This window comes from Lignipirellula cremea (assembly GCF_056501455.1).
Window position 1 is genome coordinate 386,393 of the sequence record NZ_CM151415.1, and the last position, 23,126, is coordinate 409,518.

Consider the following 23,126-nt stretch of genomic DNA (forward strand, 5'->3'; position numbering starts at 1 on the left):
CGGCTCGTCTATCGTCCGACGTCCCTCATGTGTGCCATGCCCACGTCGCGCAGCAGCGTGGGCATGTTGGGTTCGGCCGGCGCTTTACATGCCCACCCTGCCTGCGGCGATGTGGGCATGGCACACGTAAGCGCCGAAGCCTGACGAATGAGGCCGGATCGACTACGACGAATTCACGCCGCCTTCCGCATGGGATCGTCGGCGGAACGCGTCGGATCCGCCGTTTTCCGGCGGGCGACCAACTGCTGGTACGCGAACAGCGCCGCGACGTACGCGAGCAGGGCGAACTGCAGCAAATCCCAGGGGTCGAGTTGCATCTCGAGGACTCCGCTCGGGCCTGCACGTGCCGCCGGTCACCGCCGACGACACGCAAAGATTTCACGCGCTCTTCATGCGAACTTAATCATCTCTTCGCAATTCGGCCAGAGAGCTTTCGCCTTTCCGGCCCTGCGTGAAGAGATTGCAAAGCCCGCGCCGAACGGCGATCGCGTAACGGTCGATCATTCGACAGGGATGCTGGACCGACCGCGACACCCTCGAATGGGCTAGCGGGGGACGGCAGTCCCCCGAGTCCGGTGAGCGGGCGCAGTCCGCGAACTTTGGTAAGGCGTCGTGATCGACATCGCCCGAGCGATAGCATCGAGGCGCGCGAAACGGCGCTCGACCGTCGCTTCGCTAGGTCGACGAACTCGGGGGACTGCCGTCCCCCGCTAGCCCATGCAATCGTGGTTCGCTCGCCCCTGACATCGCTCGCCTGACGGCTGCTTTGAAAGGCGTCGTCGGCGACGCCTCGATCTGTCCGACCAGCGCTCGGCCCGGGCGTTGCCGGCGGCGAAAGAAAAGTGTTGCCGGAAGCGGGTAAGCGCCCGCACGATGCAACATGGTCGCCGTCGTACACCGGGTTCACGTCCGTTCGCCCGAAGCGCTGGAGTGGTTCGCCGCGGAAGAGGCGAAAGAACGGGCGCTCCAGGCCGAACGGGCCCTCGATCGAGAGCGCGACCGACAGCGCGATCTCCGGCAGGCGCGGACGAAGAAGAGCGTCGAGCGCGAGCGTCCGGTCGCGGCGCCGTCGACCGAGGGAGACACGGAGGGCTTACGCCCTCCGCTCGCCAGGAAGCGACGGTCGAAGCTCGATCGGCTATCGATCGACCTGCGGCAACGACGGCAGGCCATACGCCGCCATCTCGGCGCTGTTGCGGACCAGCAGCCGATCGCCGATCAGGACCGGGTTGTTCCAGGTTTTCCCTTCGAGAGCCTGGAAGCGTCCGAGTTCGAGGAATTCGTCCGGCGTCGCCTGGACCATGGCGACCTCGCCCTGCTCGCCCTGAACAAGAAGCAGACCTCTGGTCTGCGCCCCAGCAATTTCGGGCAGGTCCCCGACGAGCAGTACCTGGCCATGGCCATACCGTCCGTCCCGCCAGGCCTCCTTGCCGGTCTCGACGGCGACGCATTGCAGCACGCCGTCGGAGAGTCCGTAGGCGTGATCGCCGAGGACGACGAAGTTCGTGAACTTGGTCCCGAGCGACCGCTTGTTCGCCCAGATCGGGTCGGCGATCCAGTCCTCCGTCCCCTCGACCTTCGCGACGCGGAAGCAGAGAGCCCCGTAGCCGTAGCCCTTGGAGATCATCACCCGCTGCGACGAAAGAACGTGCGGCTGCGAACAGGTCGCGTCGCCCGAGCTGCTGCCCTTCCAGGGCTGCTTCCAGAGGAGCTTGCCGCTGTCGGCGTCGAAGCCGAAGACGGCGTTCTCGCCGACAGCCAGAACCTGACGCACGTCGTCGATGACGGCGAAGCTGGGGGAGACGTACGAGATCTGATCGTCGCCCCCCTTCCAGACGACGTCGCCCGTCGCGGCGTCCAGACAGAGGAGCAGCGCTCGCTCTCCCTCGCGTCCGCCGCCGGGGATATAGACCTTGCCGCCCGCGACCAGGGGCGAAGCGGCCCGGCCCCAGGAGACGGCGGCGACGTCTTCGGCGTCGCTGATGCCGACGATCTCCCGCACGTTCACGGACCAGATCTCGGCGCCGGTCGCGGCGTCGAGGCAGAGCAGAAACCCGGTCGCCCCGGCGGCATAGACCTTCCCGTCCGCCAGCGTCGGCGTCGCCCGCGGACCGACGCCGCCCAGCGCCTCGGCGTGTCGCGTCTCGCGGAAAACGGCCCAGACCGGCTCGCCCGTGGCGAGGTCGTAGCAGGCGACGTACTCCTTCGGCCCGCGCTGCTCCTGGGTGAAGAAACGGTTCCCCCAGACGGAGAAGCTCGACCACCCCTCGCCGACGTCCCGCTTCCAGAGCAACTTGGGCGGCGAGCTCTCCCAATCGGTCGCGAGTCCCGGATCGTTCGTCACGCCGTCGCGGTTCGGGCCCAGGAACCCGGGCCACTCGGGCTCTCCCGCAAGAGCCGCATCGCTGGCCGCCTCTCCCTTGCCGCTGTCGACCGTGCGGACCTCTTCGCCCGGGGCGACGTCCCCGCCGACGGGCCGGATGGGTTCGCCGACGAGGGCGCCGGGCAGATCCTCGAGGCTCTTCGACCACCGCAGGGAGGGCCGCATGAAGCCGTCGAACTGCACGCCCACGGCGTCCCACCTGCCCGACCTGAACACCGTCGCGGCGCCGACCCCGATCAGCGCAATCACGAGCAGCGTGCCGGCCACGCGTCCGATCCAGCCGACCCGCAGGAAGATCAGGACCACGTTGACGAAGAACAGCAGCGCCACGATGCCCAGAATGAATCCTACGATGTGCGCGACGGCCTTGTCGGGCAGTCCCGCCAGATCGCGGATCGGCTCCGCGTAGAGCAGCAAAACCGCCGACGCCGTACCGAAGAAGAGCAGCCCCAGCAGCGCCGCGTACGCCCGGCGCGGCCGCCGCTTCACCGTCCCGTCCGGCATCTCGACGTAATCGCCCCGCCGGGACTCCGCTTCCTCGCTCGTCGCCATCGTCCTCTGCCTTCGTCCGAACGTTCGTCGCACGATGCCCCGCATCGGCTGTATGACATTCTAGGCGGACGACCCTCTTTCGTAGGTCAGGCATTGCCTGACGGCTACTTCGGTGCGGCGCCTTCCTTCGTAGGGCTGGCGCCCTCGCCTGCCATGATTCGTGCAACGATCGGCGACGGAGCCTTTCGCAGGACGGCCCTTGGTCCACCTTCTAGTAAAAGCGACTCTCGGGTTCCTGGCAGGCGAGGGCGCCAGCCCTGCAGGAAGCACGCTCCTCTGCCGGGCGAAGGCCAGATCGAAGTAGCCGTCAGGCGATGCCTGACCTACAGGGAAGGGAGCCGCCCTCCCCTACTTCAGCGTCCTCAAATACGCCAGCAGATCCGCGACTTCCTGCGAACTGACGTCGCGCAAAAGCCCGGTCGGCATCAGCGACTGGCGGACCTTGTCGAACGCGGCCAGCTCTTCGCCGGCGATGCGGATGGTGGTCTCGGCATCAGTCTGCAGGAGCGTTCCCTCGGGCGACTCGTACACGACCATCCCCACGTACGACTTGCCCGAGCGGGTGAGCAGCCGGGTCGTCTGATAGGTCGGCGAGACCTCCCGGCTGGGGTCGACGATCGCGAGCAGCAGATCCTTCGGGTCGAAGCGCTGCGCCGCGCCCTTCAGATCGGGGCCGACCTTGCTCGCGCTCAGGTGACACCGGGCACACTGCCGGGCTTCGAACACGACCTTGCCCTTCTCCGCGTCGCCGGTCAGCCCCTCGATCTCCGGCAGCCGTTCCAGCCAGGCAGGCACGTCGTCGGCGGCCGACATGGCCGCGGCGATCAGATCGGGATGGGCCGCTTCCCAGGCCGCGATGAGCGGGGCGTAACGCTTGGCGACGGACCTCTTTTTCCTGTCGCTCTCTGCGCCTTCCTCGATCGTCGGCAGACCCTCCGACCACTTGGCCAGGAGCGTCGCGAGCGCCTGCCGGGCTTCGACTGCCTGCTCGTCGCGCAGTTGCTGACGAAGGGCCCTGACGACCGCGGTCTGTTCCAGCGGATTTCCCGCGACGCCGAGCGACCTGAGCGTGTCGGCCGCGAGTTTGACGGTGGAAGCGTTCGGCGAATCGAGCCCGATCAGCAGCCGCGCGAGATCCTCGTCGCGAGCGTCGGCGGCCAGTCGCCGCAGCGTCGCTTCGCGGAGCGCCGGATAGTTCCAGGCTTCGTCCGTCAGTTCCCGCCGGCGGTCTTCGTCGAGATGGGCGAACAGCTCGACCGTCTCGCTGGTCCACTCCTCGGGATCGGTCGACGAAGCGATTCGCTCGGCAGCCTTCGCCCGCAGAGATTCAGGCAGCAGCCCGACCCAGTCGGCATGCATCGGCGCGCCGAACCGGTCGCTGGCGACCAGTTTCCCGGCCAGCGCCTCGTCCCGCTTCAGCAGTTCGGTCACGACCTCCCGCATCCGGTCGGGAAAGTTCCGACTCGGCTGCTGCCCCAGCTCCCGCATCCGATGCGGCAGCCCGGCGAGAACGGCGGCGACGCGGTCCGTCGCCTCGTCCTTCCGCTCGCCCGGCATCCGCGAAATGCAGATCAGCGCGTGAATCTCGTCCTGCGGACTGAGGTCCTTTCGCGCGAACCAGAGATCGATGACGGGGGAGGCCTGCTCGTAGGTCAGGTTCACCGCCCCGGCGAGACGCAGCCATTCGGCGAGCGCTCCGGGGGAAGCGCCGTCGCGAAGCGGAGCGATCGCCAAAGCGCCGGCGAAGTCGTCCGGCGCAGCATCGTTCAATTCGTAGCCAGCGTAGACGGCGTGCCCTTTCGGCTCCACCGACCAGTCGCCGAGGTCGATTTGGACCTCGCGCAGATAGCGTTGGGCGCCCTCTCCCGACGACCTACTCGCAGTCAGGAGTTGCCAACTGGCCCGGCTCCCGAACTGGAGTCCGTTCTCCGAGGCCGGGTCGTCGCTTTCAGAACTGGCAGATTCGTCAGCGCTGTCGGCGTCGCGACGCTTGCTCGCGATCAAGTGAGCGATATGTTCGATTCGCGGGTCGCCCAGACGCCCCACGACGAATGCGTCGTCGGATCCAAGCTCCTCCCCGGAAGCGAGCTTTCGCTCCAGTGCGCGTCGCACCACGACGGAGAGCGAGACCTTCGCCGCGAGGTCGTTAGTTCGTTTTTCCAAACGCTGGCGATCCTCGTCGTTTGCGTCGTCGCCATCGCCTGCGTACTTAACGCGAAACACGCTTCCTTGCGTTCCTCTTCCTCCGACTGCGATAAACAGAGAACCATCCTTTCCTTCGGCCAAGTCCACCGGCGCGAATCCGACGGTGCCGCGAGTCTCCAGAAAAACCGCGGGCAAAACCCTGAACGACGAGCCCGATCGGAACATGCGGAAAGAGTAGATCCGCCCGAGCGTCCAGCACGCGGCGAATACCTGTCCCCGATACGGCCGCGGGAACTTCTCCCCCCGATACGCGAGGACCCCGGTCGGCGAGCCGCGACCGATCTCGGCGACCCGGTCAACGGTGTCGAAGTAGTAGGCCGGGCGGTTCCAGCTTTTCTGCCAGCCCGACTGGATCCAGCCGTGATGGCCGCCGAGTTGCACGTCGAACAGACGCGTCGGCGCGTACCATGGCAGGTACTGATCCCGTTCGCCGTCGGAGTCGACCGTGACCATCTCGCCCGACGGGAGGAAGTCCATGTCGTACGGGTTGCGGAAGCCGTGCGCGACGACTTCGCTCTTGCCCGACTTCGTGTCGAGCCGCCAGACGACGCCGCAGTTCGGTTCGGGGACCAGCGGGTTCTCGACGGTGTTGATCTTCGACGTGTCGCCCGCGTCGTTGCCGGTCACGCCATAGAGCCAGCCGTCCGGCCCCCAGACCAGGCCGTTCGCGCCATGCTCCGGACTCTTCAGTTCCAGGATCCGCTGCGGCTTTCCGTCCGCCACTCCGTCGGCGTCGGCATCCTCGAAGTAGAGGAGCGCGTCGTCGGCGGTCGCGTAAAGATTCGGTCCGTCGAAGGCCAGGCCATGCGCGCCCCCCTTCGTCTTCGCGTAATCGAGGCCCCGGTCGGCGAAGCCGTCGCCGTCATCGTCGTACAGCGTCCGGATGTAGCCCGGCCCTGCGACGACGACGTTCCCCTGCGGGTCGACCGTCATCGCGAACAGATCGTGAGCCAGTTCGTCGCCGGCGAAACGCTCGACGACGAAGCCTTCCGGCACGCGGAAGGCCTGCGTCAGGTCCTCCTCGTCTTCCCACGGTTTCGCGAGGGTCGTCGCGGGAAGCGCCTCCTCCCCCCCGACCTCGACCGGCTGGGGGGCGACCTGACCCCGCTCACCGCCGACCCCGGCGCTGGCGAACAGAACCAGCGCGACGCCCGCGAACAGGCAGACGCCGAGCGCGGCGAAGCGAACGTGCGCCGCACGGAGGCGGATCGACGACCGGCGGGAAGGCATGGCGGGAGACGTGCGAGGAGGCGGACGAGCCGAGCGCCTCATGCTATCCGCGACGCGTCACGAGGGCAAATTGACGACCATTTCGTAGGTCAGGCATCGCCTGACGACGCGGAGAAGCCGCCCGGCATGAAGGATCCCGGTCGTGGGAATGCTCGTCCCGAGTCGAAACGCCGCGAAGTAGCCGTCAGGCAATGTCTGACCTACCGGCTCGTCTATCGTCCGACGTCACTCATGTGTGCCATGCTCACGTCGCGCAGCAGCGTGAGCATGTTAGGTTCGGGCTGCCCTTTGCATGCCCACCCTGCCTTCGACGATGTGGGCATGGCACACAGAAGTCGAAGACTGACGTCGAACGATCGTCCGACGACTACCGGCTCCGGCGGCTCCATCTTGTGGCGCCGGCCCTTCCCGCCATTTATGCTGCGCGTCAGCCGACGGCGGGCGCAGAAGGCGCTTTCCTGTCGGAATCTTCTCCCGTTTCTTCGGAGTTCTCCCTGATGGCCGACCGCTATCTGTTTCCCGCCCGCTGGTCCCGCCGCAACTTCCTCCAGGCGACCGGCGTCGCCGCGGCAGGAGCCGCCCTCGCGAACGTCGGCCTGTCGACCTCCACCAGTTGGGGCGCCGAGAAGCCGGGCGACGAGGCGAAGGATTCCTCCGTCACGATCGGCGAAGGGAAGTTCAAGTACGCCCTCGATCCGAACTGGGGCAAGCTGCCCGAGGGGATGTCGTACGGCTTCGGCTGCGCGATCGTGGTCGACGGCTCCGATCGGATCATCGTCACCAGCCGATCGCAGAATCCCTGCGTCGCGATCTTCAGCCCCGAGGGCGAACTGCTCGAAACGTGGTCGAAGGACTTCGCGGATCGTGTCGGCTACACCACGGAGCAGGTCGCCGGCACGGCCCACGGCCTGTACTGGAGCAAGGAAGGCGACGCGGAGTATCTCTACTTCACCGAGAACGCCCCGGGCAACCGCGTCTACAAGACCGACATGCAGGGGAAGATCCTGTACGAACTGGGCAAGGTCGAGAAGGAAGGCCCGACCAGCCAGAAGTTCCAGTTCGATAACCCGACCGACGTGGCCGTCGCCCCCAACGGCGACATCTACATCGTCGACGGCTACGGCAGCCAGCTCGTCCATCAGTTCGACAAGAACTTCACCCACAAGAAGACGATCGGCGGCCGTGGTAAGGAACATGGCAAGTTCGAAACCTGCCACGGCGTCTGGGTCAGCACGCTGAAGGAGACGCCGGAGATCTTCATCGCCGACCGGGCGAACGATCGGCTGGAGGTCTACTCGCTCGACCTGGAATACGTGCGAACGATCCCGGGCGTGCGGAAGCCCTGCTGCTTCTACCAGTCGAACGGCCACCTGTTCGTGCCCGAGCTCGACGCCCGCGTGAGCGTGATCGACGCCGCCGACCAGTTCGCCGCGCATCTCGGCGACGGCAAGGGGATCCCGAAGGACGCGCTCGCCGAGCACCCGGAAGTCTTCGCCGCCCCCCACGCCCTCACCCTCGACAGCCAGGGCAACCTCTACATTCTGGAGTGGCTGCCGTACGGTCGGGTGCGGAAGTTTTCGCCGGTGGCATGAGCGGCGATGCGTCCATCGCGCGGCGTGGTTCCAGCTTCCGTTTCCGACTCGTGAGAGGCATTGCCGTGATCCGAAGACTGTCGACCTGGGCGGTCTTCGCGGCGATCGCCGCTCCGCTCGTGGCGATTTCCGCTCCGCTATCGGCGGCGCCGCCGAGCGACGGGTCGGTCCTTCCGTTTCCTGCGACGCCGACCGCGAGCGTCGCAGGTCCGACGCTCGAAGAGTCGGAGATGCACTGGCGCGTCGAACCGAATCGACTCGATCCCGATGCGCCGAACATCTTGATCGTGCTGATGGACGACGTCGGGTTCGGACAGGCCGACGCGTTCGGCGGCGAGATTCATACTCCGACGCTGACCCGTCTCTCCCGGCAAGGCATCGCCTACAACGCCTTCCATACGACGTCGATTTGCTCGCCGACCCGGGCGTCGTTGCTGACGGGGCGCAATCACCACCGCGTCGGCTTCGGAACGATCGCCGAGCGGGCGTCGGATTTCGACGGATACACGGGCGTCATTCCGCGATCGTCAGCGACCGTCGCGGAGGTGCTGCATCACTACGGCTACAAGTCCGCCGCGTTTGGCAAGTGGCACAACACGCCAGCCAACCAGACGACCGCGATGGGACCGTTCGATCGGTGGCCGACGGGCCATGGCTTCGACTACTTCTACGGATTTCTTGCGGGCGAGACCTCGCAGTGGGAGCCGCGGCTGTACGAGAACCTGACCCCCGTCGAGCCTCCCCTGAGCGAGGATTATCACTTGAGCGAGGATATGGCGGACAACGCCGTCGCCTGGCTCAAGCGGCACGAAGCGTTCTCGCCCGACAAGCCGTTCTTCCTCTATTGGGCTCCGGGATGCGCGCACGGACCGCATCACGTCTACCAGGAATGGGCCGACAAGTATCGCGGCAAGTTCGACGACGGATGGGACGCTTACCGCGAACGCGTTTTCGCTCGACAGAAGGAGCAGGGATGGATCCCTGAGAACGCCGAACTGACCGAGCGGCCGGAGACGCTCGCGTCCTGGGAGAGCGTGCCGGAGAACCAGCGTCCGTTCCAGCGTCGACTGATGGAGGTCTACGCCGGCTATGTGGAGCATACCGACGCGCAAGTCGGCAAACTGGTCGACGCACTCGAAGCGCTCGGCGAGCGCGAGAACACGATCATCTTCTATATCTGGGGGGACAACGGCGCGAGCGCCGAGGGGCAGCAGGGGACGGTCAGCGAACTGCTCGCCCAGAACAATCTCCCCAACACGATCGAACAGCAACTGGCGGCGCTCGACGAAGTCGGCGGACTGCCGGCGCTCGGAACGCCGCTCGTCGACAACATGTATCACGCGGGCTGGGCCTGGGCGGGCAGCACGCCCTTCAAGTCGACGAAGCTCGTCGCCGCCCACTTCGGGGGGACTCGCAATCCCATGGTCGTATCGTGGCCGAAGCGGATCGAGCCGGATGCGACGCCCCGTTCGCAGTTCCACCACGTCAACGATCTCGTGCCGACGATCTACGAGGCGGTCGGCATCCCGGCGCCGCAGCAGGTGAACGGCTTCGAGCAGGATCCGATCGACGGCGTCAGCCTCGTCTACACCTTCGACGACGCGCAGGCCGCAGGCACGAAGCGGATTCAGTACTTCGAGAACAACGCCAGCCGGGGCGTCTATGAGGACGGCTGGTTCGCCTGCACGTTCGGACCCCTGATTCCCTGGAACACGCCGGCGTCCGTTCGACGCCTGAACGAATGGAGGGCAGGCGACGACGTGTGGGAACTGTACGACCTGCGCAACGATTTCTCGCAGGCGCACGACCTCGCGGCGCAGGAGCCCGAGCGACTCGAACGCATGCAGGCGCTCTTTCTCGAAGAAGCCGAACGGAACAAAGCCTTCCCCATCGGGGCCGGGCTGTGGACCCGATTTCATCCCGAAGACGTCATCGCCAGTCCCTACCGCTCATGGCGTTTCGACGATACGACGCGACGTCTGCCGGAATTCGCCGCGCCTGCCGTGGGCAAGCGATCGAACTCGGTCTCGCTCTCCGTCGAAGTGGAAGAGAACGCGTCCGGCGTTCTGTATGCGCTCGGCGGGCAGTCGGGGGGCGTGACCGTCTATCTCGACGAAGGACGGCTGGTTTACGAATACAACCTGCTGATCATCGAAAGAACGACCGTCGAAAGCGAAGAACGGATTCCTGCCGGAAAGCATCGCCTGGAGATTCGCGAAACGATCGCCCGCCCCGGAGCGGCCGCCGACGTCGAACTGCTCGTCGACGGAAAGACCGTGGCCAGGTCGACCGTGAATCGAACCGTTCCCGGCGCCTTCACGGCCAGCGAAACTTTCGATGTCGGCATCGATCTCGGGTCGCCCGTCTCGCGTCGATATTACGATCGGCGGCCCTTCCGTTTCGCCGGTAAGATCGACGAAGCGGTCGTCGAATTGAAATGACGCCGCGCGTCGCAGAACGTTCCTGCTTCGGGCTCAACGATCGAGCCGTCGAGCCCGAAGCAGGCAGGTCAAGGTCGCGTCGACGTTCGCGAAGGTCTTTCCGTCTCGACGTAGAATATTCGAAGGCGAGTCGACGACCCGCCCAACGAGTCCGTTCAGCGATCTGAGGCATGATGCAGTACCGCACAGGCGAAGAGATTCGCGTCGGCGACGTCGTGCGATACGCCGGCGCCGAAGGGACCGTCGACACCCTGATCGTTCCCGGCAGCGAAGCGGCAGCCGACTGGGGCTGTCGCGAGGAAACGATCGCGATCTCCATGCGCGAAGGGCCGGGCTATCTTCTGCCGTCGCCGCAGCAGGACGAGGATCTCGATTTCGTTCGTCGGGCGGACGAATGACCGAGATCTCGCGCGAGCCGTTGCGAACGTCGGTCGCGTCCGAAGGGAACTTCCATCGACTGCGTCCGCTGAGCGAAGCGCAGATCATGCTCGAGCCGAAGCATTCGCCGCGGGTGCTGGCCTGGTGGGGTCTCTCGCTCTTTCTTCTCGCCGCCGTGTCTTATGCGGCGTTAGGGGCGGCGGGCGTTCAAGCGCCTTTCCCTGTCGGCTCCGCCCTCGTCTTGGGGGCGCTCGGGTCGCTGTGCGTTGGGCTGGCCCTGTTCTATCCTCTCCAGGCGAGATTCGTCTTCGATCGCGACGCGAGATCGATCGCCTTCAGCGGCCTTCGCCTGGGCAGCCGGCGCGGACTGCCGCTCGATGAGGTTCTGGCGATTCAAATCTGCGGACCGAGCCAGCGTCCTGATTTCGAGGGTTCGACGTGGCCCTCGTACCAGCTCAATCTGGCGCTGGCGCTGGCGCCGGGCGCCTCGAAGAAGGATCGTATCAACCTGCTCGACAACGGCGGGCTGGACGAACTGCTCTTCATGGGCTGGAAGCTGGCGGAGTTTCTCGACGTTCCGTTCCTGGACCACCGGGCGCTCGACGAAAGTCCTCAGAAGGACGTGAAGCGATGAGAAGCGTCTGCCTCGCGATCGCGACCCTGGCCCTCGCATGCAGCCTGCGGGGAGAGGAAGCCGGACAGCCGCTGTTCGACATCGCGCTCCAGCGGGAGAACGATCGTGCGGAGACGAAGGTCGAGCGCGGGCACGCGACCATCGCGATCGAGAGTCCGTTCGGCATCAGCCGCGCGACGGTGACGCGGAAGGGAGAGCGCTGGCCGGCGGAAGTGACGTTGCGGCTGAAGCTGAGGGGGCTCGAGCGGTTCGTCGTGAAGAGCGGCGAAGTGCGGTTCGAGACGTCCGCCTCCGAAGTGGAAGCAGCCGACGTTCCGAGTCTGGATGTCCGTCCGTTGACGGCGGAAGGTCTGCCTGCCGGCGAGATCCCTCTGCCCGTCGGCGGCTGCTTCGAGATCCGCCTGCCGCAAGCGCTGTTCGAGCAGAACCCGAAGTCGATCGAAATCGAATGGATCGATTTCTACCGGGGTTAGGCAAGGCCCTGCTCGCTTCCGGCGAAGGTGCGTCGCCGGCCCCTCTGCGGGGTTAGAATAATCCTCCTCCCGCAGGCGCTTCGTGCCTGCGTTCGTTCGCTCGGGTTCGTTATTCGGAGTCGATGATGTCGCGAGTCGCTTTCGGTACGGCGCTGATGATGTTCGTTGCGGTCGGCGCTCTGCAGGCTGCCGAGCCGCTGAAGCTGGACGCCAAGAACTCGACGATCGAGTTCGTCGGCAAGAAGGCGGACGGCTCGCATGCGGGCGGGTTCAAGAAGTTCACGGTCGACGCGACCTCCGACGCCGAGGATCCGACGAAGGGGACGCTGAAGATCGTGATCGACGCGACCAGCCTCTGGTCGGACGCCGACAACCTGACGAACCACCTGAAGAACCCGGACTTCTTCGACGTCCGGAAGCATCCGCAGATCACGTTCGTCGCCACCAAGATGGCTCAGGCATCGGAGACCAAGGGAACCATCACCGGCGACCTGACGATGCTGGGCAAGACCGTCTCGATCACGATCCCGGCGGAAGCGAAGTCGACGGAGAAGACGACCGAGCTGACGACGTCGTTCAAGCTCGATCGCACGAAGTGGGGCATGACCTACGGCGAAGGCAAGGTCGACAAGGAAGTCGACGTCACGGCGAAGCTGGTGTTCGTGCGCTAGTCGCAAACGTTCAGCCGACGCCTGCGCCGAAGCGACGGAGCCATGCTCGATTTCGCCGAATGGATGGTCAGCGCCGCGGTGCCGTTCGCGGTCGCGGCGCTCGCCGGTTGCCTCGCGATCCGGCTGCGCCTGCGTCCGGTCGAGGACGAACTCGCGCTGCCGACGAGTCGGACGGACGTTCTGGCCCCGCTCGCGCTGAGCCTCGGCTGGACGGCTGCCGTCATCGCAGGACTGGCCGGACAGCTCTGGCACAGCGGCGAGGCCGCGCTGGTCTGGTGGCCGGAAGAGTTCTGGCAGCGCGGCGTCTGGGCGATCCTGGCCGTCGCGATCGTGATGGGCGCGACGGCAGGAACCCGCGGGCGCGACCTGCCGATCCGCTGGATGGTCGCGGGCCTTCTCGCGATCGCGACCGCAGCGATCGGACTGGCCAGCGGCGAAGGCTGGGAGGACATGCTCCCGCTGCATCAGGTCTGGTCTGCGCTGCTCGCGTCGACCTGTCTGCTCGGCCTGTTCGCCCTCGACCGGCTCGCGGCGACGGGCGCGGATCGCTGGTTTCCGCTCGCGGTGCTGGCGACGCTGGCGGGGCCGATGCTGGTCGCCGTCGCCACGTACGGGGATCTGGCGCAGTGGACGCTCGCGGCCATCGCGGCGACGCTGCCGATCGTGCTCTTGGGTTTACTGGGCTGGATCGATTCGAGAACCGCCGCGGGGATCGCCTATCCCGCCGTCGCTTTCGCCACGGTCCTGATGTCCGCCGGGCGGTTTTACAGCTACGACGATCATCCCTGGTGGAGCTACCTGGGGATGCTGCTGGTCCCCCTCGCGATCGGGCTGGTCGATCTGCCGCTCCGCAAGCGTCACAACGGAATCCGTGCCGTCGTCGCGGCGGTCACGGCGCTGCTCGCGATCGGCGTGTCCGCTTACCTGCAGTACGTGCCCGGCGAACCGGGCGCCGGCGAGTGGTGACGCGACCTCTTCGCCGCGCCGCCGCATGAACGCCTGAAGGCGCGGCCGGAGGATCGTCCCTTCTCGCTCGCTGCATGACGCGCGCCCAGTACGGCGTGCGCAAGCTGAAGGACGCGATCAGCCGGGAAAGGTCGACGCCAGCGCGTAAGCCAGACCTACGGAGCCGCCTGCGGGCGCTCGACGCTTACCTGGAAGCCTCCGGCTTCTCGATGCCGATGAAGAACCGGGCGATTCCGTCGACGATGTTCGGCAGACTGCCCAGCACCTGGATCAGGCCGTAGATCGCGATTCCATGGTGAACGCCCAGGCGAAGGCTCTGCTCGGCGCTCTGGAACTCGGAAACGATCTCCGATCCGCCGGAGATCAGCAGGATCAGGCCTGTGGTCAGTTGCGTCGTCGGATGTTCGGTGAACGCCTTAAGCCCCTGCAGAAACCGTCTCATCGCGAACTTGTCTCCAGCGCTCGCGCGATTCGCGCGGACGACCGTCCGGCCGTCCGCCTGCATTCGAGATCGATCACGATACGATTTTAGTTCGCGCGGACGATTCCGGGCGGCTTCCACGTCCCTTCGCCGGCGGGCAGGATCGACGGATCTTCCGTCTTCGGCCAGTAAAGCCGCATAGCCAGATAGATCGGACCGTCCGGCGCGGGAAGCCAGTTGCTCTCCTTGTCCGGGCCGGGGTTCTCGTGCTGGATATAGATGGTGAGCGAGCCGTCCTCGTTCGTCTTCATGTCGGACAGCATGGGCGAGTTGATCAGGTACCGGTCGATGGGGTTCTTGATCAGCAGCTGAGTCTCGCCGTCGTACATCGTCACCGACCAGAAGGCGTTCACCGGCGGAAGCTGGCCCTTCGGAAACGTGAGCGTGTAATCGTGCTTGCTTCCGTCGAGCGGTTGGCCGGTCGCGTCGATGCGCGTGATGGGATAGGTCGCCTCCACCGCGTCGTTTCCGTAGATGCCGCCCTTCGCGGCGCCGGCCCGCATGAGCCAGTTGCCGTCATAGAACGCCTGGTCGCCGAAGAATGAACCGATGCTCCAGCCGTTGACGACCTTCATCCCCGTGGCCAGAAAGTTCGTGACCTTCTCGTCGCCAGCCTTCATCCCGAGCAGGATCGCGTCCTTGTGCTCTGGCGACAGGTCCTTCATCTCGAAGGTAGCGCCGGGGCCGACGCCGATGCTGGCCAGTTTCGCGCGGACGCCCTTGTCGGCGTCCGACTCCGGAACGAACTCGATCGCGGCGTCGAGATACTCGAAGAAGTTCTCCTTGATCCCTTCTGACGTCGCCGGGACGAAGTCGATCTTCGGCGCGGCGGGGGGAGCGGGCTGCTGCAGGAACGCCGACAGGGGCTGCGCCTTGTAGCCGGCCTGTACGGCTTCGACGTTCGGCATATCCGCCGCGTCGAAGAGCTGCGTTCGGAACACGGCGACCGAAAAGGGCGTCGTCGATGCGAAGACCTGATCGATCCCCTCCGGCTTGTCGCCTTCCCATCCCGGGCCGACGACGAGGTAGGAGCCGGCTTGGCTGTGCGTCGCGCGGCTACCGATATAGCCGTAGTTGTAGGTGTTGCCGTCCGTGAGCATCACCGCGTAGTAACGCTCCTTCGGTACTGCCGGAACCGAGATCACCATCGGCTCCGCCCGCAGGTCGAGCCAGAGCATGGAGTAGGGGGTATCGCTGTTCGGCGTGATGACCGCCGTGTCTTCGTAGGTGAAGACGCGGTGGTCGTTATGGATCTCGTTGAAGGGCGCCTTGAACTGGCCCGAGTTCTTGTCGACGGAATACTCGTTCATCACCGCGTAGTTCATCACGATCGGCAGGCCGAAGATGAAGCCCTCCTCGGCGATCGCCTTCGTCTCCTCGATCCCGGGCGCCGCGACGTCCGCCTTCGCCTCGTCAACGACCGCCGCCGGATCGGACTGCTCTGACGGGGCGACCGTCTCGTTCGCCGGTTCGCAGCCGGAGAGAAGCGGCAGGGCAAGAACCCCGCCCAGCGCCAGGAGAGCAGGAACCTTCTTCATCGCGTCCATCGTTCGACTCGCTACGAGAACTGGTGCATTCGCCTACCGATCGATTAGAGCAGCATTCTCCAGAGGAAACGACCTAGCCCCCCCCGAAGTAATGGGTGTCGGCTCAGCGTCCCGGCGGTTCGTTCGCGGAGGCGATTCGCGTTCATCGGGCGCGGTCGATGCCCGAGCGACGATTCAAAACTCGCGGGCGCCGATCAGCGATTCCGGGCACGCCGAAAATTAATTCCATCGACACGCGGGGGAAATACGGCGACAATAGAGGAATCGCCATCAATTCAGCCCGCACCGCGGCGCCCGACGGACTGCTTCCGTCCCCCCAAGGAATTCCCCCCATGTTCACCCTGACCGAAACCCGTTTTTCGAAGGTTCGGCCGATTCTGGATCGCTACCGGTCCGAGCTCTACGCGGAGGGGACGCAGAGCCACGCGGCGATGGACGGCGAACTGCGCGAGGCGCTGAAGGTCGGCCCCGACAGCATCCGCGGCCTGCTGCAGGAGGTCTACACCCGCTTCCCGCGATACAAATACGTCGCGGCCTACTCGATGCAGTACGGCTGCGAAGCGGAGCCCGCCAACGAGCATCGCCCCATGCTGCGGGAGCTCTACAAGGCGCTTCGCGACAAGAACGACGACCTGGACGCGATGGGCACGACGTTCTGGGAACGGTTCAAGAGCAAGAAGGCGATGGCCCTCCGCAAGGAGATCGACGAGATCCGCCTGGCCCCGGATAAGTCCGCCCGCCTCGAAACGATCCGCGGCGAGCTGAAGGCGCTGACCGGCGAGCTGTACTAAGTCGCGTTTTCGCGAACGCCTGAGCGGGGGATAACAATCCCCCGAGCCCTCACCTCGCGATAGCCTTGAAACCTCGGGGGTTCGTCATCCCCCGCTCAGATACTGTCGTACGCACGACTCGCGATCCGCTAGGCGAAGCTCGCCGTTCCTCGCGACGCCATCGGGCGTGATTCCTCGCCGCGCCGGTACCCGCCGGGCGGTCGATCCGGCGTAACAGCATCGTGCCGAGGGTACGCGGGCCGAGGTCCGCCCTGCTGGCCTGGCTATCGCCGAAGGCAAGGGGAAGCCGCGCCTGACGTTCGAATCGCAGCAGGCCTACCACGCCTGGCTCAAAGACGCGATGGCCGGCGCACAGGAAGATTGACGACGAGCTCGCACCTCGGAGCCGACGACAGGTTCTGCCCGGGCGGTCGGGAACGCCTTCGCCAGGGATTCGAGGCGCAGGCGGACGCGAGCCGGAAGTTGGATCGCCCCGGCGAGTTCGTTGCAGTCGAGTGCGCCCGTCCACGAGCCGGTCAACATTCGATCGTAGTCGCGATGGAATGAAGCGCCGCAGGGCTCGCTCGCAGACCGGCGGCGACGACGACGGCTCCTGGAAAGTCACGGAGGAAATGCCATGGTCCGCGTCGCTCATCTCATGCTTCTCGTCCTCGCGATTCCGTGCGGGACGCTCGCGACTGCGGAACCGCCGGACGAAGCTTCGAAGGATCTCCGCGGCGCACGCAGGCTGCTCGCCCTTCCGTCCGGCGACGTCTCCGTCGAGGACGTGCTGCGGATTCTGGAGGAGGAACAGGAGGCGCTGCGGTTCACCGGCACGGACCCGGAGCGCTGGCAGTTCGAAGTTTCGAACTTTCCGAAGGAAGGCGGTCCCGACGTATCCGATGCGGCGATCGCGATGCTGGCAGAGAAAGGCGGCGACGTCCTCTCCGTCGCCGTACGCGACGGTCGCGGAGCGCCGATCGCCTTTCGTCGGACCGACCATGCCTTGTGGCTCGACCGCCCCGGTCAATGGCGGCACGTCTCGCCGCACGCCTGGCGCTTGCTCGTCGATGCGGATCGCTTTCATAGCAACGATGATTCCGAACTTCCCCCGGGAAGGACTCATGACATTCAGGTCGATCTGTCCGCCTGGCTGACGACGGTGATCCGTAAAGCGAACACGAAGGCTATCTGGGACGCGCGGTCGCGAAGCGTGGGCCTGTCGGATTCTCGCAGCGGAATGATCGTGTTGCGATTTCGTTCTTCCGACGACGAAGCACGCTACGGCTCCGTCTGGGGAAGCGTCATCGTGAAGACCAAATCGAGCTACATCGTCCTCGCCGGCTTCGCACGAAAGCGCGCGGACTTCTTCACGAACGCGATGGATATCGAGGTAATCGCCGAAGCGCTGAACGCAACGGAAGCGGACGTGTTCCCGCATGACGTAAGCGACATCGATACGGCCGGGTCGGGACAGAGCGAGGCGGCGTTCCTGATGGAAGCAGCGCTCGGCTCCGAGACCTATCGGCGCCCCGAATACACAGCCTTTCGAGAAGCCATCTCCGCGGCGACCCGTGAGGGACTCGCCTACCTGAAGAACAAGTTCGACCCCGAGCGAGACTTCCTGCCCCAGACGGAGGACGCCGAAAAGTTAGCGGTCGCCGAGACGGCAACCGTCGTCGCTGGTTTGACGAAGACGCTACAGGATATGGCGGACGCCATAGCGAACGATCTGGAGGGGTATCCCGACGACCCTTCGCAGGTTTGGCGCGAAGCCCAGGCACGCTACGGCGCAATGCGATTGCATTACTTTCTGCAGCGCCTGGTCGGAGAGATCGTCATCGACGACCGCACCGCGAAGAATCGTGACTTGCAGGCGAGTCTGTGCGACGCCCTGTTCGATCTCGGCGAACCGCCGTCGGCACGCACCGAGGAGCGGTGGTACGAACTGAAGCAGGATCCGTTCTTCGACGCCATGCTCAGCGCGCACGTGCCGGATCGAATCTCCGACGAGCATCGGGAAGCCTGCCTGGCCGAACTTCGCGACGCGGAGGCAGGATCGACGCTGGAAAACCTCGCGATCGAGATTCTGCTGCGGATCGACGAGCCGCCTCCCGAAGAAACTGGCGCCGTCGATCGCTGGTGGCGCAGCTCGGTCGTCGAAGCGAACCGGGGCCGGCGTCTGCGATCGCTGGTCGTCCTGTCGGGCAGCGCCTTCGGACGGGAGGCGATCATGAAGCGCCTGCGTGCCGAGGAGTTGTCCGAGGATGTGCGACGCGACGTCGTGCGGGCGTTGACCTCGCGAATCGATTCCGCGGAGCAGACGGGGCGCAACGAAGCGATCGACGCCCCCCAACGCGAAGCCTGGCGAAAGGAACTGGCCGAACTCGACGCCGCCCAGCCGGCGACGCCGGACTGACGGTCCGCGAACGCCGGAGAAGCGTCGATCGTCTATCTTCTCAGGCGAGCGGAGGGCGGGAGCCCTCCGTGCTTAGGCGCGCGTCCTTCCCAACTCAGCCCCCTTCGCGGAGACGGTTGAAGTATTCCTTCGCGTGCTCCCGGCGGTCGCGCGGCAGGCGCTGGTTGGAGAGGGGATCGTTGTCGGCGGAGAACTCGCTCTGCAGTTCGGCCTTGATCTCCTCCAGCGTCTTGCCCTTCTGATTCGGGCCTTCGGCGTCGCCGGTGCGGACCGCTTCGCCTTGACGAACGTTGCCGCGGACCTGCGTGTCGAAGGCGCCGGTGTCGGTCTTTTCTTCCGGTCGATAGCCGTAACCCTGACCTTCGCCCATACCGTCGCCCGGCTGGTCGCCCTGTCCGTCGCCGAAGCCCTGCATGCCGGCATTCTGACCGTCGAAGGGATCGCCGTTCTCGCCGTTCAGCTCGTCGCGCATCTGGCTCAGCTCGTCCATTATCTCGTCGAGCGATTCCAGTTCCTGCAACTGGGCCTGCATGTCCTGCATGTCGCCGGCCATGTCCTTCATCTGCTGCATGGCCTGCTGCATGTCGCCCTGCTCCATCTGCTCGGCGGCCTGCTCCATCTTCTGGGCCATAGCCTCCATCGCGTCCATCTGCTGCTGAGCCTTCTCGAGCTTGTCGAGCTGCTCCTGCATCTTGGCGGCTCCCTCGTTGTCCCCTTCGTTCTTCTTCTGCTCGATCTGGCGCTTCAGCTCTTCCTTCATTTCCTTTTGCTTCTGCGCCATCTCCTTGACCTTGTCGGCCATGGCCTGCATCTGCTGGGCGAGCTTCTTCTGGTCTTCGGGCGTCAGTTCGCCGTTCTTCATCTTGTCGGCGAGCTGCTTGAGCTCCTTCATCGCCTGGTCGAAGTCGCCCTTCTCCAGCGCCTTGCCGAGCTTCTCGCCCGGACCGGTCTTTTCGACGTCTTTGAGGTCGGCCAGCTTTTTCTTCAGCTCGCTCGGATCGCCCAGGGCTTCCTTGCGATCGGCGAGCTGCTTCTTGATATCGTTGAGCTCGATCAACGCAGTCTTCTTGTCGAGGTTTTCCTTCGACTGAAGCTTGTCGACCTTCTGCTGCACCTGCTTGAGAAGCTCCTCCGCCTCCTTCAGGCCCTGCTCGCTCAGGCGTTCCTGACGCTCGGCCAGCTTCTTCTTCAGTTCGTCGTTCGACTTCTTGATCAGGCTCCGCGGGTCGAGCTTTTCCGTATTCGGATTGGCGACCGTCGATTCAGCCGCGTAGGGCAGGAAGAGGGCGCCGGCGACGGCGGCAGCGAGCGCGACGGGGAGCGCCGCCGGCCAGCGAGCGCCGACCTTGAATTCCTCGGTCACCTCGACCTGCTCCAAGCGCTTTTCGGCGTCGGTCAGCAGGGCCTTGCCCATCTCGGTCTCGCGTTCTGCGGGGGAGAGGGCCAGCGCGCTGGAGATGCGTTCCTTCAGGCGGAAGCGGTGGTCGATTTCGTACGCCGCCTCTTCGGTCGAGCGGCGATACATCCAGGTCAGCACGATCGCCGCGATGACGGCGACCGCGACGCTGCCCAGGCCCCAGCCCCACGTCCAGGCGGTCGCTCCCTGCGGCGACGCCGTGTAGGGAAGGGCCCAGATCCGCGGCACGATCAGGCCGATCAGGCCGACGGCGAGACCGACCGTCAGGCACCACGCCGCGACGGTCAGGAAGACCTGGAAGTTCATCCGAAACCGGGCGCGGGCGATCTGTCGCTGGATTTCGTTCATGCCGCTGACCTTACGCGTAGGACCGTTCGCGTCGATTTCTGAGCGGGGGGTGTAAACTCCCCGAGGTTTCGGCGCTGTGTACGGTTCAGACTCGGGGGGTTTACACCCCCCGCTCAGGTTTTCCATCCATCCTATCGGATCAGGGGGCCGAATCTACGGCATTTCTCCCTGCGGAGATTCGCCGACGGCGCGGGAGTCTTGTGAAGCGTATCCGCGGAAACGAAAAAAGAGGCCGCGAGGAGGGTCGCTTGGACGCCGCGCCGCCCATACTGCCCCGTCCTGTCGCTCTTTCGAGTCGCTTCTCTTCCGGAAAGTTCCCCAACCGTGTCGGAGTCCGTCGCGTTCGAGGAGGAGATCGCCCGGCGTCCCGACGACGTCGAGCCCCGGCTGGTCTTCGCCGACTGGCTGGAGGAACGGGGCGACCCGCGCGGCGAATTCATCCGTTTGCAGTGCGAACGGGAATCCGACGAGACGCCGCTCGAACGGGAACTGGAGATCGACGCCCGGCTGACGGAGTTGCTGACCGCTCACGAAGCGGAGTGGACGGCGGACCTGCGCGGCATCCGGATCGACGCCTACGAGTTCCGTCGCGGCTTCGTCGAGCGCGTCGCGATGGATACGGCGCCCTACCTGGAGTCCGACGAGGAACTGATCGCGAAGCTGCCGACGCTGCGGTCGCTGGCGCTGAAGAAGGCCGGCCCGCAGATTCAGGAGCTGGTGCAGCGGTCGTCGTTAAGAGTTTTGACCACCCTGTCGCTGCAGAAGAACGATCTGGAGAACGAGCAGGTATTCTGGCTCGGACGCTGCCGATACTTCCGCACGCTCAAGCGGCTGGACCTGTCGGTCAACAAGATCTCGAACCCGGGCATCGGTTCGCTGGCGGGGTCGGCGCTGCTCGATTCGCTGGAATCGCTCGACCTGTCGCACAACGTCATCTCCGCCGACGGCGTTCGCCGCTTCGCGGAGGCGCCCCACTTCGGGCGGCTGAAGGAACTGGCCCTGCGGGGCAATCTGATCAAGGCCCGCGGCCTCGATGCGCTGGCCCGGTCGGAGACGCTCGTCTCGCTGACGGAACTGGACGCGAGCGGGAATCACATCGATCGGGCGGAAGTTCGACCGATCGCGACCGCCGAGGGCTTTCAGAACCTTCGCTTTCTCGATCTCTCCGAAAACAGCCTCCGTCCGGTCGGGATCGCGTTGCTGGCCGGCGCTCCCTGCTTTCGCGGGCTGGTCGGGCTGGCGCTGCGAAAGAACGGGGCCCTCGATCGCGGGACGTTCGATCTGTGTGCCGACCGGGCCGTGTGGAAGCTGCAACGACTGGATCTGTCGAGTAATTACGTGCAGGACGAGGGGCTCGCGGCGCTGGTTCGATCGCGGCTGAGGACCCACCTGCGTTACGCGAATCTGGCGGGCAACTCGATCGGCGACCGGAGCGTGCCGGTTCTGCTGGAGACCGCCGGATGGACGAAGCTGCGCCGGATCGACGTGCGGGAGAACCTCTTCTCGCCCGCTGCCGCGGACCAGCTACGCGAGAAACTGGGCGATCGGGTGGCGATCTAGATTCGGAAGAAAACGGCGAGCGACTCATGACCTTCCACCTCGGCGGGGGACTGCTACTCTGCCTGTCGCTGGGATGCTTTCCGGCCAACTTCGCTTTCGCACAAGGAGATCCGACCATCGACGCGACCGCTCCTTCCATTCTGGGACGCTGGGACGTCACCGTTCACGGCGCCGCCGGCGACTATCCCTCCTGGTTCGAAGTTTCGAAGTCCGGCGATCGGACGCTCGTGGGGAGCTTCGTCGCCCGCTTCGGCAGCGCCCGACCGGTCTCGCAGGTGGAGTTTCAGGAGGGGCGCCTGAGGTTTGTCGTGCCGCCGCAGTGGGAGAAGAAGGACGACGACGTCGTCTTCGAGGGCCGAATGGACGGCGACCGCCTGCGCGGCGAAACGACCAGCCACGAAGGCGAGCCCGTGCAATGGACGGCGGTTCGCGCGCCGGATCTCGATCGACCGGAGCCGACCGCCTGGGGCGAGCCGATCGAACTCTTCAACGGGCGCGATCTGAACGGCTGGAAGCAGCAGGCGCCCGGCAGCGCGAGCTACTGGAGCGTGCAGGACGGGATCCTCGTGAACTCGCAGATCGGCGACAACCTCGTGACCGAGCCGCGGTTCGACGACTTCAAGCTGGTCGCGGAGTTTCGCTATCCGCCCGGCAGCAACAGCGGCATCTACCTCCGCGGGAGGTACGAGCTGCAGATCATCGACGGGTCGGGCCCGATCCCGAACCCGCACGACATCGGCGCCATCTACGGCTTCCTCGTCCCGTCCGACAACGCCGCGAAGGCCGCGGACGAATGGCAAACGTACGAGGTCACGCTAGTCGGCAGGCGGGTGACCGTCATGCTCAACGGCAAGCGAATCATCGACCGGCAGCGGATCCCCGGCATCACGGGCGGCGCGCTCGACAGCGACGAAGGCTCCCCCGGTCCGATTCTGCTGCAAGGCGATCACGGCCCCGTCGACTTCCGCCGGGTGACGCTGACCCCCGCGAAGTGAGCTGAGGGCGGAGCCTTTGTAGGGTGCGTCTTGACGCACCTGTCGCTCACACGACGTTCGATTT

18 protein-coding genes are annotated in these 23,126 nt (G+C 65.5%); 12 read left to right on the plus strand and 6 right to left on the minus strand.

Annotated elements, in window-relative coordinates; genetic code table 11:
* Nucleotides 1-173: 173 nt before the first annotated feature.
* The 3 genes from SH602x_RS01605 to SH602x_RS01615 form a co-directional block, all read right to left on the minus strand.
* Complete coding sequence (locus tag SH602x_RS01605; RefSeq protein WP_479475149.1) at nt 174-317, minus strand: hypothetical protein; 144 nt, start codon at nt 315-317, stop codon at nt 174-176.
* An 821-nt stretch (nt 318-1,138) separates the two neighbouring features.
* Nucleotides 1,139-2,935: a PQQ-binding-like beta-propeller repeat protein gene (locus tag SH602x_RS01610; protein ID WP_479475150.1), complete on the minus strand. Its 1,797-nt coding sequence runs from the start codon at nt 2,933-2,935 to the stop codon at nt 1,139-1,141.
* 348 nt (nt 2,936-3,283) lie between these two features.
* Entirely contained in the window at nt 3,284-6,349 is a 3,066-nt protein-coding gene (locus tag SH602x_RS01615; RefSeq protein ID WP_479477140.1) for a PVC-type heme-binding CxxCH protein, read from the minus strand.
* On the opposite strand from SH602x_RS01615, the gene SH602x_RS01620 reads away from it, so the two are divergent.
* The 8 genes from SH602x_RS01620 (at nt 6,267) to SH602x_RS01655 (ending at nt 13,525) form a co-directional block, all read left to right on the plus strand.
* A complete protein-coding gene (locus SH602x_RS01620; RefSeq protein ID WP_479477141.1) occupies nt 6,267-6,458 on the plus strand; it encodes a PA3496 family putative envelope integrity protein in 192 nt (63 codons plus the stop codon). The genes SH602x_RS01615 and SH602x_RS01620 overlap by 83 nt on opposite strands.
* 409 nt (nt 6,459-6,867) lie before the next feature.
* Complete coding sequence (locus SH602x_RS01625; protein WP_479475151.1) at nt 6,868-7,962, plus strand: twin-arginine translocation signal domain-containing protein; 1,095 nt, start codon at nt 6,868-6,870, stop codon at nt 7,960-7,962.
* A gap of 65 nt (nt 7,963-8,027) precedes the next feature.
* On the plus strand, nt 8,028-10,403 hold the full coding sequence (locus tag SH602x_RS01630; RefSeq protein WP_479475152.1) for an arylsulfatase: 2,376 nt from the start codon (nt 8,028-8,030) through the stop codon (nt 10,401-10,403).
* Between the two features lie 170 nt (nt 10,404-10,573).
* The gene (locus tag SH602x_RS01635; RefSeq protein WP_479475153.1) at nt 10,574-10,801 is read left to right on the plus strand and encodes a hypothetical protein; all 228 of its coding nucleotides are present in this window, start codon (nt 10,574-10,576) and stop codon (nt 10,799-10,801) included.
* Nucleotides 10,798-11,415 (plus strand): hypothetical protein, encoded by a 618-nt coding sequence (locus SH602x_RS01640; RefSeq protein WP_479475154.1) that lies wholly within the window; start codon nt 10,798-10,800, stop codon nt 11,413-11,415. Before SH602x_RS01635 ends, SH602x_RS01640 begins: the two co-directional genes overlap by 4 nt.
* Nucleotides 11,412-11,888, plus strand: coding sequence for a hypothetical protein (locus SH602x_RS01645; RefSeq protein ID WP_479475155.1), 477 nt, complete (start codon nt 11,412-11,414; stop codon nt 11,886-11,888). The genes SH602x_RS01640 and SH602x_RS01645 overlap by 4 nt, the downstream gene beginning before the upstream one ends.
* 125 nt (nt 11,889-12,013) lie before the next feature.
* Nucleotides 12,014-12,559, plus strand: coding sequence for a YceI family protein (locus SH602x_RS01650; protein WP_479475156.1), 546 nt, complete (start codon nt 12,014-12,016; stop codon nt 12,557-12,559).
* Between the two features lie 42 nt (nt 12,560-12,601).
* Nucleotides 12,602-13,525: a hypothetical protein gene (locus SH602x_RS01655; RefSeq protein ID WP_479475157.1), complete on the plus strand. Its 924-nt coding sequence runs from the start codon at nt 12,602-12,604 to the stop codon at nt 13,523-13,525.
* A 184-nt stretch (nt 13,526-13,709) separates the two neighbouring features.
* Here the strand turns inward: SH602x_RS01655 and SH602x_RS01660 are convergent, their stop codons facing one another.
* Together SH602x_RS01660 and SH602x_RS01665 are read right to left on the minus strand one after the other, a co-directional pair.
* The gene (locus tag SH602x_RS01660) at nt 13,710-13,967 is read right to left on the minus strand and encodes a hypothetical protein (RefSeq protein ID WP_479475158.1); all 258 of its coding nucleotides are present in this window, start codon (nt 13,965-13,967) and stop codon (nt 13,710-13,712) included.
* 86 nt (nt 13,968-14,053) lie between these two features.
* Entirely contained in the window at nt 14,054-15,544 is a 1,491-nt protein-coding gene (locus SH602x_RS01665) for a DUF1254 domain-containing protein (RefSeq protein WP_479475159.1), read from the minus strand.
* A gap of 341 nt (nt 15,545-15,885) precedes the next feature.
* Between SH602x_RS01665 and SH602x_RS01670 the strand changes: the two genes are divergently transcribed.
* Both SH602x_RS01670 and SH602x_RS01675 read left to right on the plus strand, forming a co-directional pair.
* Entirely contained in the window at nt 15,886-16,344 is a 459-nt protein-coding gene (locus SH602x_RS01670) for a hypothetical protein (protein WP_479475160.1), read from the plus strand.
* Nucleotides 16,345-16,960: 616 nt separating this feature from the next.
* Entirely contained in the window at nt 16,961-18,742 is a 1,782-nt protein-coding gene (locus SH602x_RS01675) for a hypothetical protein (protein WP_479475161.1), read from the plus strand.
* 94 nt (nt 18,743-18,836) lie between these two features.
* Here the strand turns inward: SH602x_RS01675 and SH602x_RS01680 are convergent, their stop codons facing one another.
* Nucleotides 18,837-20,507 carry a hypothetical protein gene (locus SH602x_RS01680; RefSeq protein WP_479475162.1) on the minus strand — a complete coding sequence of 557 codons (1,671 nt, stop codon included), beginning with the start codon at nt 20,505-20,507 and terminating at the stop codon, nt 18,837-18,839.
* A 324-nt stretch (nt 20,508-20,831) separates the two neighbouring features.
* Here SH602x_RS01680 and SH602x_RS01685 point away from each other — a divergent pair, with 324 nt between their 5' ends.
* Together SH602x_RS01685 and SH602x_RS01690 are read left to right on the plus strand one after the other, a co-directional pair.
* Nucleotides 20,832-22,067, plus strand: a complete 1,236-nt coding sequence (locus SH602x_RS01685) for a TIGR02996 domain-containing protein (RefSeq protein ID WP_479475163.1) — start codon at nt 20,832-20,834, stop codon at nt 22,065-22,067.
* Nucleotides 22,068-22,093: 26 nt separating this feature from the next.
* On the plus strand, nt 22,094-23,062 hold the full coding sequence (locus SH602x_RS01690; protein WP_479475164.1) for a 3-keto-disaccharide hydrolase: 969 nt from the start codon (nt 22,094-22,096) through the stop codon (nt 23,060-23,062).
* Nucleotides 23,063-23,126: the final 64 nt, after the last annotated feature.